Annotated in this window: 15 protein-coding genes and 1 CRISPR repeat array (1 of these 16 cut by a window edge); of the genes, 5 read left to right on the forward strand and 10 right to left on the reverse strand. The window is 29.7% G+C overall.

Features of this window, described 5'->3' with window-relative positions:
* Positions 1–1,755: a CRISPR direct-repeat array (repeat unit 36 nt; unit sequence AATATCGTTTTCTCTAATCTTTAATCAAACCACAAC); it begins 55 nt to the left of the window's first position.
* Between the two features lie 8 nt (positions 1,756–1,763).
* The 8 genes from ACN5J4_RS03895 to ACN5J4_RS03930 form a co-directional block, all read right to left on the reverse strand.
* On the reverse strand, positions 1,764–2,063 hold the full coding sequence (locus tag ACN5J4_RS03895; RefSeq protein WP_418650855.1) for a type II toxin-antitoxin system RelE/ParE family toxin: 300 nt from the start codon (positions 2,061–2,063) through the stop codon (positions 1,764–1,766).
* Complete coding sequence (locus tag ACN5J4_RS03900; RefSeq protein ID WP_418650856.1) at positions 2,056–2,307, reverse strand: type II toxin-antitoxin system ParD family antitoxin; 252 nt, start codon at positions 2,305–2,307, stop codon at positions 2,056–2,058. Before ACN5J4_RS03900 ends, ACN5J4_RS03895 begins: the two co-directional genes overlap by 8 nt.
* Before the next feature lie 193 nt (positions 2,308–2,500).
* Complete coding sequence (gene cas9, locus ACN5J4_RS03905; protein ID WP_418650857.1) at positions 2,501–5,875, reverse strand: type II CRISPR RNA-guided endonuclease Cas9; 3,375 nt, start codon at positions 5,873–5,875, stop codon at positions 2,501–2,503.
* 243 nt (positions 5,876–6,118) lie between these two features.
* Positions 6,119–6,682, reverse strand: a complete 564-nt coding sequence (locus ACN5J4_RS03910; protein WP_418650858.1) for a phosphatase PAP2 family protein — start codon at positions 6,680–6,682, stop codon at positions 6,119–6,121.
* A gap of 6 nt (positions 6,683–6,688) precedes the next feature.
* A complete protein-coding gene (locus ACN5J4_RS03915) occupies positions 6,689–7,735 on the reverse strand; it encodes a peptidylprolyl isomerase (protein WP_418650859.1) in 1,047 nt (348 codons plus the stop codon).
* 56 nt (positions 7,736–7,791) lie between these two features.
* On the reverse strand, positions 7,792–8,568 hold the full coding sequence (locus tag ACN5J4_RS03920) for an FKBP-type peptidyl-prolyl cis-trans isomerase (protein WP_418650860.1): 777 nt from the start codon (positions 8,566–8,568) through the stop codon (positions 7,792–7,794).
* A gap of 13 nt (positions 8,569–8,581) precedes the next feature.
* Positions 8,582–9,106: a gliding motility-associated peptidyl-prolyl isomerase GldI gene (gene gldI / locus ACN5J4_RS03925; RefSeq protein WP_418650861.1), complete on the reverse strand. Its 525-nt coding sequence runs from the start codon at positions 9,104–9,106 to the stop codon at positions 8,582–8,584.
* On the reverse strand, positions 9,096–10,124 hold the full coding sequence (locus tag ACN5J4_RS03930) for a DHH family phosphoesterase (RefSeq protein WP_418650862.1): 1,029 nt from the start codon (positions 10,122–10,124) through the stop codon (positions 9,096–9,098). The genes gldI and ACN5J4_RS03930 overlap by 11 nt, the downstream gene beginning before the upstream one ends.
* 95 nt (positions 10,125–10,219) lie before the next feature.
* Here ACN5J4_RS03930 and ACN5J4_RS03935 point away from each other — a divergent pair, with 95 nt between their 5' ends.
* The gene (locus tag ACN5J4_RS03935) at positions 10,220–10,639 is read left to right on the forward strand and encodes a nucleoside-diphosphate kinase (RefSeq protein ID WP_418650863.1); all 420 of its coding nucleotides are present in this window, start codon (positions 10,220–10,222) and stop codon (positions 10,637–10,639) included.
* Positions 10,640–10,825: 186 nt separating this feature from the next.
* Here ACN5J4_RS03935 and ACN5J4_RS03940 read toward each other — a convergent pair whose 3' ends face one another.
* A complete protein-coding gene (locus ACN5J4_RS03940) occupies positions 10,826–11,488 on the reverse strand; it encodes an HAD family hydrolase (protein ID WP_418650864.1) in 663 nt (220 codons plus the stop codon).
* A 169-nt stretch (positions 11,489–11,657) separates the two neighbouring features.
* The gene (locus ACN5J4_RS03945) at positions 11,658–12,077 is read right to left on the reverse strand and encodes a DUF2141 domain-containing protein (RefSeq protein WP_418650865.1); all 420 of its coding nucleotides are present in this window, start codon (positions 12,075–12,077) and stop codon (positions 11,658–11,660) included.
* 310 nt (positions 12,078–12,387) lie between these two features.
* Between ACN5J4_RS03945 and ACN5J4_RS03950 the strand changes: the two genes are divergently transcribed.
* The 4 genes from ACN5J4_RS03950 (at position 12,388) to ACN5J4_RS03965 (ending at position 18,188) form a co-directional block, all read left to right on the forward strand.
* On the forward strand, positions 12,388–15,873 hold the full coding sequence (locus ACN5J4_RS03950; RefSeq protein WP_418650866.1) for a M43 family zinc metalloprotease: 3,486 nt from the start codon (positions 12,388–12,390) through the stop codon (positions 15,871–15,873).
* A gap of 243 nt (positions 15,874–16,116) precedes the next feature.
* Positions 16,117–16,764: a pyridoxamine 5'-phosphate oxidase gene (gene pdxH / locus ACN5J4_RS03955; RefSeq protein WP_418650867.1), complete on the forward strand. Its 648-nt coding sequence runs from the start codon at positions 16,117–16,119 to the stop codon at positions 16,762–16,764.
* A gap of 30 nt (positions 16,765–16,794) precedes the next feature.
* A complete protein-coding gene (locus ACN5J4_RS03960) occupies positions 16,795–17,283 on the forward strand; it encodes a SixA phosphatase family protein (RefSeq protein WP_418650868.1) in 489 nt (162 codons plus the stop codon).
* A gap of 8 nt (positions 17,284–17,291) precedes the next feature.
* Positions 17,292–18,188 (forward strand): Ppx/GppA phosphatase family protein, encoded by an 897-nt coding sequence (locus ACN5J4_RS03965; RefSeq protein WP_418651133.1) that lies wholly within the window; start codon positions 17,292–17,294, stop codon positions 18,186–18,188.
* Positions 18,189–18,207 lie beyond the last annotated feature (19 nt).

Genomic DNA, 18,207 nt, shown 5'->3' on the forward strand with positions numbered 1-18,207 from the left:
TCTTGAATGTAATATCGTTTTCTCTAATCTTTAATCAAACCACAACTAGTTTCCGCCGGTGCATCTAATACCTGAAAATATCGTTTTCTCTAATCTTTAATCAAACCACAACTAAATCTTTTGCTTCTGTTTTGGCAATAAAAATATCGTTTTCTCTAATCTTTAATCAAACCACAACGTTGTAAAGTATTACAACAATTTAACAATGAATATCGTTTTCTCTAATCTTTAATCAAACCACAACGAGTTGCTTCCTAGACATTGCTCATATCCAATATCGTTTTCTCTAATCTTTAATCAAACCACAACAAACGCTAATTGCTTTGAAACTTGCCCATAATATCGTTTTCTCTAATCTTTAATCAAACCACAACAATAAACAAATGGGAAGTTTAGAGGGGGAAAATATCGTTTTCTCTAATCTTTAATCAAACCACAACTACAGGTTCGGGTATTGTTTTCTGATTGATAATATCGTTTTCTCTAATCTTTAATCAAACCACAACAAAGAGGGGATGACCCTAGATTTTTAACTTAATATCGTTTTCTCTAATCTTTAATCAAACCACAACTTTTTCTAAATATATAAAAACCTTTGAATAATATCGTTTTCTCTAATCTTTAATCAAACCACAACACAGTATTATAACAGCATCAATAATAATACAATATCGTTTTCTCTAATCTTTAATCAAACCACAACTAAAAGCTGATTGCAAAATACCTGACTTAAAATATCGTTTTCTCTAATCTTTAATCAAACCACAACAAGTAAGGGATTTAAGATATATAGATAATTAATATCGTTTTCTCTAATCTTTAATCAAACCACAACCGAGTCCTCTGTTTTGTTTATGTCATCCCAATATCGTTTTCTCTAATCTTTAATCAAACCACAACACTAGATTGTTAGAGTTAACCGGTATTTCAATATCGTTTTCTCTAATCTTTAATCAAACCACAACATGATGCTCTTAGAGATGTTGGAGTTAATGAATATCGTTTTCTCTAATCTTTAATCAAACCACAACAAGCCAAAAATGTATCTCCTTTTCCTTATGAATATCGTTTTCTCTAATCTTTAATCAAACCACAACTAAAGTGAACGCCAATAAATTATTTGACCCAATATCGTTTTCTCTAATCTTTAATCAAACCACAACGCTGCGGTGTCATTCTTTATTATACTTGTTAATATCGTTTTCTCTAATCTTTAATCAAACCACAACTTAATATAGACGTAAAGGAAACTGTCGACAATATCGTTTTCTCTAATCTTTAATCAAACCACAACATTTAAGCAGTTAATGACTGAAATACCTGAATATCGTTTTCTCTAATCTTTAATCAAACCACAACTGAAAAACGGTCATCTTTAACATCAAAATTAATATCGTTTTCTCTAATCTTTAATCAAACCACAACATAACCTTCTACATCTGTTTTATCCCACAGAATATCGTTTTCTCTAATCTTTAATCAAACCACAACTGTTAAATCTAATTGCTGTGTAGTTGTATTGAATATCGTTTTCTCTAATCTTTAATCAAACCACAACAGAAGTCAATTCATACATTTTTATATGATTAATATCGTTTTCTCTAATCTTTAATCAAACCACAACCAGTTACTTGGGTAGCTGTTGCAGTTGTCAATATCGTTTTCTCTAATCTTTAATCAAACCACAACTAAACTCAAAGAAGCCGTTGCGCTTGCACTAATATCGTTTTCTCTAATCTTTAATCAAACCACAATAATAGTTTTTATTCAGAAATTCTTTTTTTCAAATCCATTCTTTCGTGTAGTATTCTTGTTATTTCAACATAATTTTTATTTAAAGTCCTGTAGAATATTATATGTCGATTTGATTTTATACCCAAAAGTTGTTTTGAAATTCCGTTATAATTTTTTCCTAAACTTGGATTTTCAGCAATTTCCTCACAATCTGAAATTAGTCCGTTGTAATATTTATCGGCTTGTTTTTCTGACCAAATTTCAAATGTATATTCCCAAATTTTTGATAAATCAGCAACCGCTTTGTTCGTCAGTTTATATTTAAACATTCGATTTTTTTTTCGATTTTAGTGATTCAAGATGTTTTTTGGGGTCAAAATCGTGAGCAATTCCGCTATCAATTCCTTCCTGAATTGCATTTTTCAAAGCAATTACTTTACTCTCTTCCTCTTCTAAAAGCCTTAATCCTGCACGAATAACTTCGCTAACGTTTTTAAATCGCCCTTGACTTATGCTACTTTGAACAAATTGGTCAAAATAATTTCCGAGTGATATTGATGTGTTTTTATTCATTTTGAAACTAATTTAATTCAAATATACCAAAAATTGGTATATTTTAAAAATTTATCTCAAATTACGTAGAACATTTTAATATCGTTTTCTTTAATCAAACCACAACGGAACGCAGGATTCATAACCGTGAGGTCAGAATATCGTTTTCTCTAATCAAAAAATGTCAATGAACTCTTTTTTTTTCACCAAATTATTACAGTTTTTCTATTACACCAATACTACTAACCTTAACTTTTATTGGGTTTAATTTTTGAAAACTAATTAAACTACTTCTAACAGCTTCTTCTTTATTTAAAATTGTTGAAGCCTCAACTATTCTAAAATTATAATCTTTAGAACTAATTTTCTGAACTCGATATAAATTATCTTTTAAAAGATTCGTATCTATATTATTCCAATCAACCTCATCATTTTGTAAACCTAATAAAAACATATCATTAATTTGCAAAGTGGTTACAATTTCTTTTCCATCTTCAGGAAGTTGAAACACATCTTGTTTTTGTCTTTTACGCTCTACGGCTGTCCAAAAAGTTACGACACTTTCTTGTAAATTACCTTTTAAATCTTCATAAATTAATACATGGTGATTGTTTCTAGGGTTCACATATTGGTTTACATCTTCTTTTAATTTTTCCGCTCCGCCTATATTTTCTTTAATTCGTATTTTTTTAATTGGTACTTTGCTCCCATTTTTATTGGGTAAAAATACTTGTGCTTGTTTTATACCATTTTCATCAATTTTAAAAAAGGTTTCTGCTGGTATTTTACCTTTTACAAAACCGCCTAACTCTTTAACTCGTTTTAAAATAAGTAATTTAACAGTTGCATCTACAATTTTATCTAAATGCTTTTCTGTGGTCAAACTTTCTAATGGTTTTCGTATATGAAATGCTTCGTTACTATCTGGCGCTGTTCTTTTTCCATAAACCGACTCTTTATGCAATTGCCCTCTAGCGGAAACGCCTATATTTTTATGTTCGACCCCATTTTTTTTAGTTTTATGAGTTCTAACGGTTACTAAATTCTTTTGCTTTTTGTGTGATACTAAAATTTGTTCAACTGCAGTTTCAGCATCCATTCTAAAAGATTGCCAAGGCATCGGAAAATCTTTCAATTCATAGTTTTTATTATACCTATTTCGCTTACTTAACTCTTGTAAATGCCCCCTACTAGCACATGCCATTACTAAAGCATCTATTGCATGATGCCTATGATCGGCTCTTGTTTTAGTATTTTCATCTTTATTTAAAATAGTATTTAACCCCCAATTATGCCTTAATACGGCGGTCATTTGCCCTGGTGCTACCATTACGCTTGCACATATTTTAGATAGATAATTTTTAGCCTCTTTACTTATATATCTAGTATCGTTTAATTGACGGCTTATAAAATCTTCATCGTGTTTTTGCTTTACAAAATGCTTGAATTTATTATAACAATTAGGATAATGAGCTTTTGTTTTAAAACAACTTAATGCTTGTAATTTTATAGCTTCCCATTTTTCAGCACCTTGCGAACTATAAAATTCATACGGCGTTTTATTTCCTTTGGCTCTGTTTTCATCAGCAAAACATAATGTTTTATTATTGAAACTATCATTTAACGACCTACTCCACGGAAAAATATGTTCTATTTGAATTTCTCCAGTAAAAAGTTGACTAAGCGTAATTACTTTTCCTGTAAATGGGCAGGTGTTGTTACACTCTTCCCACAGCTTATATTTTAAAATATTGGTGTGATTTATTCGTTGGTCTAAGCCTTCTAACTCCACTTTTACCCTGTCGTTTTCTTTTTCTAAAATTTGTTGTCTTCTTCTGGTTTCTTGTCGGTTTGTTTTTGATGATTTTAAATCTCGTGCTAATTCTACTTTTATTTCCGTTGGTTTTCCGTAAGTAGTTATAATTTCATTTACTAATTTTCGTATTTCAAATAAAGCGGTAATTACAACCGGATTTTTAATTTTTTGTATTTCTTTATCTCCGTTTAGGCTAACAGGAAGTTTTTCTAAAGTTTGTAATGTTTCAATAGCACTACTGTGATGATATATTTTTTTTAATTGTTTATCAGTACAATTAAATTCGTTTTTTAGCATGTTTTTTAACGGTTCAACATACCCTCCTTTTAAGTTACATCGTACTATTTCAGGTACATTATCTAATACAAATTGCTGATACTGATTCCAACTTTCTGCTAAAACATTTTTTACGCCTGCTAAACCAACAGCTACATCATACATAAAACCTTGTTTTAAAAAAGGTAAAATAGTATTGATTGCCTTTCTACTTAAATTAGCATAATCCTCTTTTAAATTAAATTTAGAAATTTCGGTTGCTTTTTTATCGTCGAAACCCCATTTTTTTAAGGCGTATTCTTTTAGCTTATCCCTATCATCAAAAAAAGATAAAACGTGCCAAATATCTTCTTGTTCTTTTTCTGAAAAACGAAACCATTGCTTTCCAAAAAACTTTTTATTTGATAAATTACTAATCGTATGTGTTCCTACAATATTATCTTTATCCTTATAATTAAATTGATAATTACTTTCTGATTTGTCAATAACCTTTCGTATTGCCTTAAAAGGAACTTTTTCTTTAGATAGTAAAAGCTGTATAATTTTTTCTTTTTCTTCGGATGTAATTTGTTGTTTTTCGCCGTTAAAATCATAAGAAAGCGTGTTTACCCATTGATAAATTCTAAATAATTCAAAAGGAATGGCACTAATTTTACATTTTGTTTTTTTAGGTTCAAAAGCGCAATTACCGACTAAATGTTTTTGAGAGCGTAAAGGTCTTTGATGAAATAAAACACCATCATCTTTATAGCCGTCTTTTTTTCTTCCGCCAAATAACGATTTTAAATTTTCGGTTAATTCTGTATGATATATTTTTTGAATTTTCCAAATTAATTCAAATTCATCAATATACATTTGTCGGGTTGTATATCTATTTCTTATACGTTCTAAATTTTCGGAATAAGGTTCATTTTCTTTGGGTTGTATCAAATTTAAGTAAGAACCTAGTGTTTTATTTTCTTCAATACTTTCTAAAGTTGTACTAATTCCTATTTTACCAATTTTGGCATCACCTGTAAAAAGCGTACTTGTTTCTTTTACATCTGCACCAGCACTTCTACTATTACTTAAAAATCCTCTACGCTGAATTATATGATAAAAAATTCTTCCAATTTCTACTAAAGATATTTCTTCGTGAATTGCTTTTGCTCTTAATTCATATGGATTTAATTTAAACCAATCTTGCAATTCTTCATTTTTGAAAATTTCTGTACCGTTCCAATCTTTAATTAAATCGGGAGAAATTGGGCAGAAATTATGTTTTGCCAATTCTTTTAATAAATATCGTTTTCGCAACCTTCTTCTAAAAATTTGCCTTCTAATTCCTCTCGCTTCTGTTCTACTAGCATTTTTTGAAGTTTCTCTTCCTTCTCCCTCACCTAAATTTACAACACCTTCGGGGAAAATTCTACTTCCCATTCCTAAAATAACGTTATCTTCAACCAACGCCCAACCAATAGAATTTGTTCCTAAATCTAATCCAAGTATTTTTGACATAATATAGCAATTATTATTTTTTCTAAATTAACAAATTACTTTAATAATCAACAAAAATTTTTATATATTTGAAATGTGAAAAAATTACTCTAATCTTTTAATCTTATCACAATAAGGCTATATGCCGTAGATGAAAATCTTGAGTCCTGCTTTGGTAGGACTTTTTTTGTTTAAACATTTAAATAAAAAAAACTATCCATATTTAAATATGGATAGTTTTTTTTATCTAATTATATAACAACGTTATTTATTAAATATTTTTTTTAATAAAAAGCTATAAAAGCTGTAAGCTATAAAACCTACAATAGTACCATTTAAAAACCCTGCTAAAATATCAATAGGAAAATGTACTCCTAAATACAAGCGACTATAAGCAAATACTAGCGGAAAAAATAGTAATAGTTTAACATACTTAAATTTTTCTTTTAATAACATTATTAAAAAAACAGTTACAACGGTAGAAGTTGTAGCATGCCCCGAAGTAAAACTAAAACTTTGTGGCTTTATTAACCTTCTTAAGGTGTTTTGAGCTATTGAAGGATCATTATTAGGCCTTAATCGTTCAAAAACACCTCGAATTAAATTAGTATATTGATCTGAAAATGTAATTAACAAAGCTATAAAAACAACTGTAAATAGTCCTTTTTTTAAACCTAAGTGCTTAAACACTAGGTAAAGCATAAATATAAATAACGGTGTCCAATTAAATTGATTTGTTATTGCTAACCAAAGCCAATCCCATTGTTCACTTCCTAAATTATTTAAATAAATAAGAAGCTCTTTATCACATTTTATAATATCTTCCATAAAAAATTATTTACCCACTTTTAAAACTTCTATTTCAAAAATTAGGTCTGATTTACCTTCTATTGGTCCTAAGGTTTTTTCACCATATCCTAAATAATAAGGAATAAAGAATACTGATTTATCACCTTCTCTCATAGTTTGCACTCCTTCTTTCCAACCTGCTATTAATGGAAAATTAGGGTCGTTAATTGTAAAAGTAAAAGGTGCAGCTTTATCTAAACTCGAATCAATTTTTTGTCCATCAGTTAAAAATAATGTGTAATGTACTGTTGTTGGAATTGCCGGGTTTACTTTTTTACCTTTTCCTTTTTGTAACTGTAAAATTTTTAATCCAGAGTTTGTTTTAACTGCTTTATTAATTCCTTTTTTTTCTTGAAACTCACGCTTTAATATTGCTATTTTCTTATTACGCTCAGCTTCTTTTTTGGTTACATTGGTTAATTCGTACTCAAATACATCAAAAGCTTTAATTTTTTTAGCAGCGTCACCAACTCTAATAATTTTTACATGACTAATTGAATCGTTTTGCTGAATAGCGTTTACTATATTTTGACCTTCTAGAACCTTACCAAAAACAGTATGTTTACCATCTAACCAAGGAGTTGCTTTATGTGTAATAAAAAACTGACTAGAGTTGGTTGCCTTGCCCGAATTAGCCATAGAAATAACTCCTGGAGCATTATGTTTATAAACTAGTTGACCTTTTTCGTTTAACGGAAATTCATCTGCAAATTTATAACCAGCATTACCTTTTCCGGTACCTGTTATATCTCCTCCCTGCACCATAAAATCTTTAATTACTCTATGAAAAACAGTACCATCGTAATAAGGTTTACCTTTTAAGGAGTCTGTCATTTTAGGATTATTACCCTCTGCTAACGACACAAAGTTGGCTACTGTCATGGGTACTTTTTGGTCGTGTAATTTTATTAGAATATCGCCACGGTTTGTTTGAATATCAGCATATAACCCATTTTCTAAATCAGGATATTTTACAGACTTACATGCTGAAAATAAAATAATAACTGCTACTAAAATTTTATAAAACTTCATTTAATATAATGTTTAAAGTGAAAGACACCAACTTTACGTTGATGTCTTTATATTATTTAGTGTCCGTGACCGTCTCCTTTTGAGTGGCCTTGGCCTAAACCTTTTTGCTGTACTACTTCAAGTAATTCAACTTCAAAAACTAAAGCTGAAAAAGGTTTAATTTTTTCACCTCTTTGTTGTGCTCCGTAAGCCAAATCTTGAGGAATAAAAAACTTATATTTAGCTCCTGGCTTCATTAACTGTAAACCTTCTGTCCAACCTTTAATAACTTGCGTTACTCCAAATTCAGATGGTTCACCTCTATCTACCGAACTATCAAAAACTGTTCCATCTGTTAACGTACCATGGTAGTGAACTTTTACACGTGAACTTGTTGTTGGCGCCTCACCTTTACCCTCTTTTAAAACAACATACTGTAAACCTGTACTAGTGGTTTTTACACCTTCTTTTGTTTTATTTTCAGCTAAAAACTTTTCACCTTCTTTTTTATAATCGCCAAATTCAGCTGCTGCTTTTTTAGCTTGTGCTTCTTGTTGTTCTTTCATTTTTTCGGCTTGTTTTTTCTGAAAAAATGATCTTAATACAGTGTTAACATCTTTAGAGTCTACTAATAAATTGGTAGAGTCCATTCCGTTTTTAAAACCTTGAACAAATAAATCTTGATCTAAATCATCAAAATTCATTTTAATCTTGTTCGCCATATCTAACCCTAAGCTATAACTTACAGAATCTACTTCTGTAGCTAATGAACTTTTAGTTTTAAACTGACTATTACCACATGACACTACTGATAGTGTTAAAACTACTCCTGCAAAAATTTTAGTTAATTTCATTTTTAGTTATTTGTTATTTAATTTCAATTAATGTTACAGTGCTTTTTATTGGTTGATTTACAGTTATTTTATTACCATCTCCAGTAACTCCAAAAGCGCGGTATGATGGAATTACAAATGTAATAATTTCCCCCTTTTTCATCAACTTTATTCCATCTTGTAATGCGGGAATAAAATCTTCTTTATCAACTTTATAAGTTCTTTTTTGTTTTTTATAAATTATATTTCCATTAATATCTGAAACATCAAAAGATAACAACACTGTGTTTTCAGTAGTTACTTTTGGTGCATTTACAGAGTCTTTAACTTTATAAGTATACCAAAAACCATTTTCAGAAACCTTATATTTAGTAACGGTATCTTTAGAAATCCAATTTTCTAAACGTTTCTTTTCTAAGGCATTCATTTTTTTATTCTTAGCAATAACGTCTTTATAAAAATTTGTTGTACCTTGTTTTTTAGGTCGCCTAGCCTGTGGCTCTTTACAAGAAACTAGTATTAAAAAAAACAGTATTAAATAATTAATATTAAACCTCATAAGATGCTTCTAATTCATTTTTATATGTAGGTAATAACGCTATAAAGGTGGCAATAGTATTATTCATAGACACATCACTTTTTCCTCCAGCAGCATTATCGTGTCCACCACCATTAAAGTGGTTTCTAGCAAACTGATTTACAGAAAAACTTCCTTTACTACGAAGTGACATTTTTATAATACCTTGCTCTTTATCTTCAATAAAAATTGCAGCAAATACAATTCCTTTTAAAGATAGTGCATAATTTACAACGCCTTCAGTATCTCCTTTTTGATAATCAAATTTTTTCTTTTCTTCTTCTGATAAAGTAATAAATGCAGTTTTATACTCGGGCAATAATTTCATATTACTTAAGGCTTGCCCTAATAATAATAAACGATTGTACGAATTTGAATCATGCACATTACTGTGAATTTTATCATTCTCGGCACCTTTATCTATTAAATTGGCAATAATACGGTGTGTAGCACTTGTGGTTGATCTAAAACGAAACGAACCAGTATCAGTCATAATACCTGTATATAAACAAGTAGCAATGTTTTTATCTATCAAAGCAACATCACCCATCATTTCAATAAAATTATACACCATTTGACAGGTTGATGACATTGAGGTGTCAGAATACATATATTTAAAGTCATCTGGTTGCTGATGATGGTCAATCAACGCAAATTCATTTTCGTATTTTTCTAACGTATTTTGCATATCACCTCCTACTCTATGCAAGGCATTAAAATCTAAAAGAAATACAATTTCTGACTTTTCTAAAGAGCGAATACTTTGCTTATTTTGACGGTCAAAACGATACACCGTATCTGACCCAGGTATCCAATGTAAAAAATCAGGATATTCATTAGGCATTACCACCTGAGCAGTATGTCCTTTTTTATCTAAATAATGTTTCAAGCCTAAGGTTGAACCAACTGCGTCTCCATCAGGATTTCTATGCCCTATAATAACAATATTTTTAGGTACTGATAAAAATTCTTGAAGTTCTGTAAAGTGTTTTAAAATCATAAGTGGCGAATATACAATTAAATTAAAAATTTTATGTAATTTCGCGCCGATTTTGTGTGACGCTCACACGTATAAAACTATTAAAAAAAATTAGAATGGCAACAAATAGAACTTTTACGATGATTAAACCAGATGGTGTTGAAAACGGACACACTGGTGCAATTTTAGACAAAATTAATGCTGCAGGTTTTAGAATCGTAGCTTTGAAAAAAACTCAAATGACTACTCGTGATGCTGAAGCTTTTTACGCTGTGCATAACGAACGTCCTTTCTTTGGTGAATTAGTTGAGTTTATGACTCGCGGTCCAATTATCGCTGCTATTTTAGAAAAAGATAATGCTGTTGAAGATTTTAGAACTTTAATTGGTGCTACAAACCCTGCAGATGCTGCCGAAGGAACTATTCGTAAAATGTTTGCTACTTCTATTGGTGAAAATGCTGTTCACGGATCTGATTCTGATGAAAATGCTGCTATTGAAAGTGCTTTTCACTTTTCAGGTAGAGAAATGTTCTAGAAACATTCCAACAACAATAATTCTTTTTAAATATATAAAAACTCGTTACAATAGTATTGTAACGAGTTTTTTTTATAATTATTTTTTGAAGCTATTTCCCGCTTTCTGCACTCGCTTTTTTTGTTTTTTTTTAAAAAGAAAAAACAAAAAAGAGCTCAAACAATTGCTTCAATCGGGGCTAAAAAACTATACAACATCTTTTACCAAATCATATTTTATTTCTGTATAATTGGCAATAATTTTTTGAGCTAACGAATAATCTTGTGCCTTAGAATGTTCGCTTTTATAAGCAACACAATAAACTCCACCATCATAAGCAGCTTTAATTCCATTAGTAGAATCTTCAATTACCAAACATTCTTTTTTATCAAAACCAGCAATATCAGCTGCTTTTAAAAAAATTTCTGGATGTGGTTTTGATGCTTTTAAATCGGCACCACTAATTTTTCCTTTAAAATATTTATTTAAATCGAACTTATTAAAAACATTATCAATAGTAACCATAGATGCCGATGACGCCAAAACTAAAGTAACACCATTATTATGATAATCTTTAATTAAATCTAAAACCCCTGTTAATAACTGCAAATCATTTTTATCAGAAAAAAAAAGTTCTTTAAAAAAAGCACGTTTATACCTTACCAATTCAGTAGCATCAATAGTTAAATTAAACTTAAATACTAAATCTTTACAAATTTCTAAAGTTGATTGTCCTGTGTAAGAATTATATAGCGCTTGAGAAACATCAATTTTAACTTTATCAAACATTAAAAAATATGCTTGTTTGTGTAATGGTTCAGTGTCTACAATTACACCATCCATATCAAATAAAACTGCTTTTAAAGCCATTTGTTCTTAGTTTGTTTATTTTACAAAAATAAACAATTGACATTATTAGAAACTAATAATATTACCTGATTTTATTAATTTTAACAATACCTACTAAATATTAAATTTAAATAAAATTAAACACAACTAAATACCATACTTAAATTCATTAACAGTAATTCTTATTTATCTAATTTACTTTAATTGTTAACTTTACATCCTCTGTTACCTCAAACTTTGCATTTTTATATTTTGGAGGCCCCATAAAACCTTTCGCATTATTTGATATACCAATCGGCTCTTTAGGAATCCCTAAAAAATTAATATCCATTTTACTATTATCATTCACATCATGAAAAGCTGAAACAGCATATTCACCTTTTACTACATTATTCAATACTATATTTACCTTTTTATCAATTATTTTTACAATACGTCCTTCTAGAGGTTCTTTTAAAAAACGATCCTCTTTGTTATAAATAGCAATATATAAACTGCCTTTGTCAGATTTCATTCCTTCAAAATGTAACGTAATTGTATATTTCTCTTGAGCAATTGAGCTTAGAACTGCACTTAAAAAAAACACTCCTATTAAAACAATTATTTTCATTAGTTTTTTTTAAAAAATTAATAATTCAAATATCTTAACTTTATTTTTATCTACATCAAAAAAAACCAAATTCATAATATTACACACCCTTTTATTTCTAAGTAACTTTTTTAAAATTACAATATAATTAAAACTAACACAATGGTAACAATATGTAACTAACTTATTAAAAAACACCTAAAAAACTCAATAACAAATAACTAAAGATAAAATAGTATTTACTTACGTTAATTTAAAATATTGTTAAATCATTAAAAAAATAATACTTTTACAGATAATAAAATAATATAAACCCTTCAAATTTAAAATAATGAAACAAAAACACTATTTTATTGCATTTTTAACACTTCTAATAATGCAAGTACACGCACAAACAAAACACGCGTGTAAAGCAAGTGAACAAAATGAAATTTACTTTCAAAAACACCCTGAATCTAAAAAAGAATATCAAGAATTTAATAAATTCACAAAAAAATATAAGCCTTTACAAAAACAAAGCAAAGGTGTTGCTAGTAATTATACAATACCTGTAGTATTTCATGTTTATGGAAAAACACAAAACGGAAAAACTGTTACTACTGAAATAATTCAAACTGCTTTACAAAAATTAAACGACGACTTTCAAGGATTAAATGCTGATTTTAATGATGTTGACCCTTACTTCAACCCTATAAAAAGCACTTTAAGTATTGAATTCAAGTTAGCTAAATTAGATCCTAATGGAAATTGCACAACAGGTGTTGTTTTTTACGATGAGAGATCTGGTTACGGTAATGGCGGTGGTTATGACACTCAAATTGGAAACGATGCTTGGGATAATTATAAATACATGAATGTTTATATTCAAGCTGATTTATATGCAGATGGTAGCACCACCAACTCTGGAGTTGCCTGGTACCCAAACACCTCTATGTCTAACAACAATACTGCTAGGGTGGTATATAATGGCGCATACTTACATGGTAATACAGGTGTAGAGTTTGCTTCTGTTTTAACACATGAATTTGGTCATTATTTAAACCTAATACATACATTTGATGGAGGTTGTACTTACCCTAACGATGAAGTTTCTGACACTCCTCCTGAAGATGCATCCACAGTTGGCGCTAACTGCTCTCCTATTACAAATTGCGAAGGTAACTTTGTAAACTATGAAAATTACATGGGCTACAATGGTGCCGCTGACGGTTGTTATAGAATGTTTACAAGAGGACAAACAGATCGTATGCTAGCTGCATTACAACACCCTGCTCGACAAACATTATGGCAATACCAAAACCTTATAGATACTGGTGTTAATAGCTCAGGAGCTTCTTTTTCAATTAATAATAATGTATTTAAAGAATCTATTTCTAATAATGGTACTATAAACCAAACTGCAATAATAACTTTAAATGGTGCTGACTTTTCATCTTCTAACGCCACACTTACACCTGGTACAGATTATAATTTAAACCTACCTCAAGGGCTAACTGCCTCAATACAAACAAGCTCTTACACCACAGCTTATATAACAATAAGTGGTAGCGCATATAACCATACAATGTTTAATAATCAAACTTTAAATTTAAATTTTAATAGTTCGGCGTTATATTCTGCTCAAAACTTAGCATGTTCATCTGTTAGCTTAAAACTTAGTTTTTATGACCCTTTTGAAATTATTTATGAAAATATTACTGATGTTTCTGCAGACTCTAGTACTCCTTGGCAATTTTTCTCTTTACCTAAAATAAATGGAGACGGTTCTTATGGAGCTTGGCAATACGCTGCAAATCATTTAAAAATTGAAACTTATGGAAAAAAATTAGTTACTAATTCATCTAGTAGAAATATTTCTTTATTAAATTACAACCAACTAATTTCAACTGCTAGTAATTTTACCGAACCAGGCGCATACCCTGATCAATTAGACCTTAGAACCACAAATTATACGACCTGGGACGGACAAACTCAATATGTAGGTTTCTCTGCCACTCACAATAATGAACCAGTTCATGGATGGATGAGAGTTTATGTTAGCTCTGACGGAAATACTATGATTGTAACAGAGTACGCTTTTTCTACAAAACCAAACGGAGACATTTTAGCAGGGCAAACTACACTTAACGATACTCCTATTAGCGTTAACGCTCCGTCTAACCTAACAAGCACAGCTAACTCATCTTCTGCTATAACATTAAATTGGTCAGATAATTCAAATAACGAAGAAGGATTTAAAATTGAACGTTTAAATGAAAATGGTAATTTTACTGAAATTGCCTCTATAGGTGCAAACATTAGCTCTTATACAAATACCGGACTAACAGCAAATACCTCATACTCATATAGAGTTCGTGCTTTTTTAGAAACAAGTAACTCTGAATACTCTAACACCTCAACAACCACAACTAGTAGTGGTAGCAACAATAACTACTGTACTATTACTGGAAATAGTAGCTACGAGCACATAAAATCTGTTGCTTTTAATAACTTTACAAACTCTTCAGGATTAGAAACAAATGGCTACGGAAACTATACTAACCAAACTATAAATTTAACTACTGGTCAAACAGTTAACGTAAACCTAACACCTGGATTTTCTGAATCTAGTTACACTGAACATTGGGCTATTTTTATAGATTATAACAATAATAATACATTTGAAGCTTCAGAAAGAGTTTTAGACAATCTTTCTGGAAACAATTCAGTTTCAGGAAATTTTACCGTTAACAATACAGCAACCGGCACCTCAAGAATGCGCGTTATTATGAAATATAACAGCAATCCTGTTGATGCCTGTACTACTATTGGCGATGGTGAAGCTGAAGATTATACCGTCAAATTTTCTGGAAAAGGAAATACTAATTACTGTGAAATTACAGGAAATAGTAGTTATGAATATATTCAATCTGTAAGTATTGGAAACTTCACAAACACCTCTTCCGCAAACCCAAATGGTTACAGTGACTATACAAATCAAACTATAAATTTAACCGCAGGAAGCACTACTAATATTAGTTTAACTCCTGGGTTTTCTAGTTCGTCATATACTGAGTACTGGGCTGTTTTTATAGATTACAACAATAATAATACATTTGAAGCTTCAGAAAGAGTTTTAAATAATATTTCAGGAGACGGTACTGTTACAGGAAACTTTTTGATTAACAATAACGCTTCTGGAACCTCAAGAATGCGTGTTATTATGAAATATAATAGCACCCCTACTGATGCTTGTACTACTATTGGCGATGGTGAAGCTGAAGATTATACGGTTAACTTTTCCGGACAAAGCAATACCCCTACTTTAGATACCCCAACAAATATTAGTTCTGCAGGAACTTACAGTACAGGATTCTATGCAGCTTGGGGTAGCGTTTCTGGCGCTACAAATTATGAGGTTCAACTTTTAAGTAATGGAAATTGGTTAACTAAAAACACCTCATCTACGTATTACCTTTGGATTGAAAAACAAAATGCAGAAACTAACTATACTTTTAGAGTTAGAGCAACTAATTTTAACGAAAATAGCTTATGGAGTACTCCTTTAAACGTTTCACTTCCTAATACCGGACCTGAATCAAAAAACTCGAAAGAATACAAGTTATCTATATACCCTAATCCAACTACTGATTATATAAATATAGAAAATACTAATAATGAAAATATTGTTATACAACTATATAGCCTTGAAGGAAAAAAAGTAGGTGAATATAAAAATAAAAATAGATTTTCAGTAAAACACCTTTCTAAAGGAGTGTATATTTTAAAAATGAATACTCAAAATAAAAGTATTACTAAAAAACTTTTAATAAAGTAAAATTAATAATTAACATAGCAAAAGCCATCTATATAGATGGCTTTTTTTTATCAAAAAACATAATCATATATTGTTTTTTATTACAAAAACACCTTGCAATAAACATAAATCACAACACTTGTAATAAGTAGCATTTAATGTTTGTATATTAGTTGCGTACTCTTTATTAATTAATATTTTTTTTAATTAAAAGAGTAAAATATTTGATAAAACTGTATTTTTACATAGCATATAAATATAAACATGTCACACGATTTAAGTAATTATAGAAAAACATACGAAAAAAAAGAGTTATTAAAAAAAAACTGTCCTGAAAACCCTATCGAGTTATTTAGAGATTGGTTTTTTGTTGCTGATGAATCAGAAATGGTGGATGAAAGTAATGCTATGAACGTTTCATCAATAGGATTAGATGGTTTTCCTAAAAACAGAATAGTATTATTAAAAAAATATACATGGGAAGGTTTTATTTTTTATACTAACTATAATTCTGAAAAAGGAAAAGCTATACTTAACAACAATAATGTATGCCTTTCTTTTTTTTGGCCAGGATTAGAACAACAAATAATTATCAAAGGAAAAGCGGAAAAACTAGCGGAAAATTTATCTGATGGCTATTTTGAATCTAGACCCGATGGAAGTAAATTAGGCGCATGGGCATCTAATCAAAGTGAAGTTGTACCATCTCGTAAAACACTTGATAATCAACTAAAAAAAACATCTGAAAAATTTAAAAATAAAGAAATTATACGTCCACCACATTGGGGAGGCTTCATTGTAAAACCAATGTCAATTGAATTTTGGCAAGGAAGACCTAACAGAATGCATGACCGTATAAGATACACATTAGAAAAAAATTTTTCTTGGAAACTTGAACGTTTAGCTCCATAATTTTATATTTACATACATTTAAAAAAATAAATGAAAACACTTTATATTGTTCGTCACGCAAAATCATCTTGGCTATATGAAAGCATAAAAGATATTGATAGACCTTTAAAAGAACGGGGTATTAACGACGCACATCTTTTATCTAAATACCTAGCTAAAGAAATTATAAAGCCAGATGTATTTGTTTCTAGTAGTGCTAACAGAGCTTTACATACTGCTATTATATTTTGTGATAATTTTAAATACCCACTATCTAATTTGCAAATAAAACGTCAATTGTATAATTTTAGTGACGGTTATTTAGTGAAAACAGTACATGCTTTAGATGATCATTTTGACAGTGCTATTATATTTAGTCATGATCATGGTATTAATAGTTTTGTAAATAAATTTGGTAATAAACCTATAGCACACGTACCTACTTGTGGTGTGGTTGGTATACAATTTAAAGACAAGCACTGGAAAAACATAAAAAAAGGAAATACTATATTAGTTGATTTTCCTAAAAACCATAGATAAACTTAAATATTTTGAAAATTAAAAAATATGGCGCTATTGATATAGGTTCTAATGCAGTAAGACTCTTAATTGCAAATGTTATTGAGGAAAAAAATAAAGAACCACTGTTTAAAAAATCTTCCTTAGTTCGTGTTCCTATTCGTTTAGGAGCAGATGCATTTGTTACAGGTAAAATATCAGAAGAAAACACCTGCCGAATGATTGATGCTATGGAAGCTTTTAAATTGATAATGAAAGTTCATGGTGTAGAGAAGTATAAAGCATGCGCAACCTCAGCTATGCGAGAGGCTAAAAATGGAATAGAAGTAGTTAATACAATTTTTAAAAAAACTAATGTAAAAATTGATATAATTGATGGCAAAAAAGAAGCTGCCATTATATTTTCTACTGATTTACATCATCTTATTGAATCTGAATCAACCTACCTTTATGTTGATGTTGGTGGTGGTAGTACTGAGTTTACATTATTTTCAAAAGGTAGAATTGTAAAATCAAAATCATTTAAAATAGGTACTGTACGATTAATAAATAATAAAAAATCAGAAAATAAGATTCTTTTTAAACAAGTACAAGAATGGATTGAAGAAAACACCAAAAACTACAGACGTATTTCTCTTATTGGTTCTGGTGGAAATATTAATAAAATATTTAAAATGTCGGGTAGAGATGTTGGAAAACCAATATCTTATATTTACTTAAATGCTCAATATCAATTTTTAAAAAAAATGAGCTATAAAGATCGTATATCTGAACTAAGTTTAAACCCTGATAGAGCAGACGTTATTGTTCCTGCTACTAAAATTTACTTATCTGCAATGAAGTGGAGTGGGGCTAGAAAAATATTTGTTCCTAAAATTGGATTATCGGATGGAATCATTAAATCTTTGTATTTTAACAAATTATAATCCTTTAACATTTCTTTAA

The sequence above is a fragment of the Tenacibaculum aestuariivivum genome (genome assembly GCF_964507685.1).
Taxonomy (GTDB): Bacteria; Bacteroidota; Bacteroidia; order Flavobacteriales; family Flavobacteriaceae; genus Polaribacter; species Polaribacter aestuariivivum.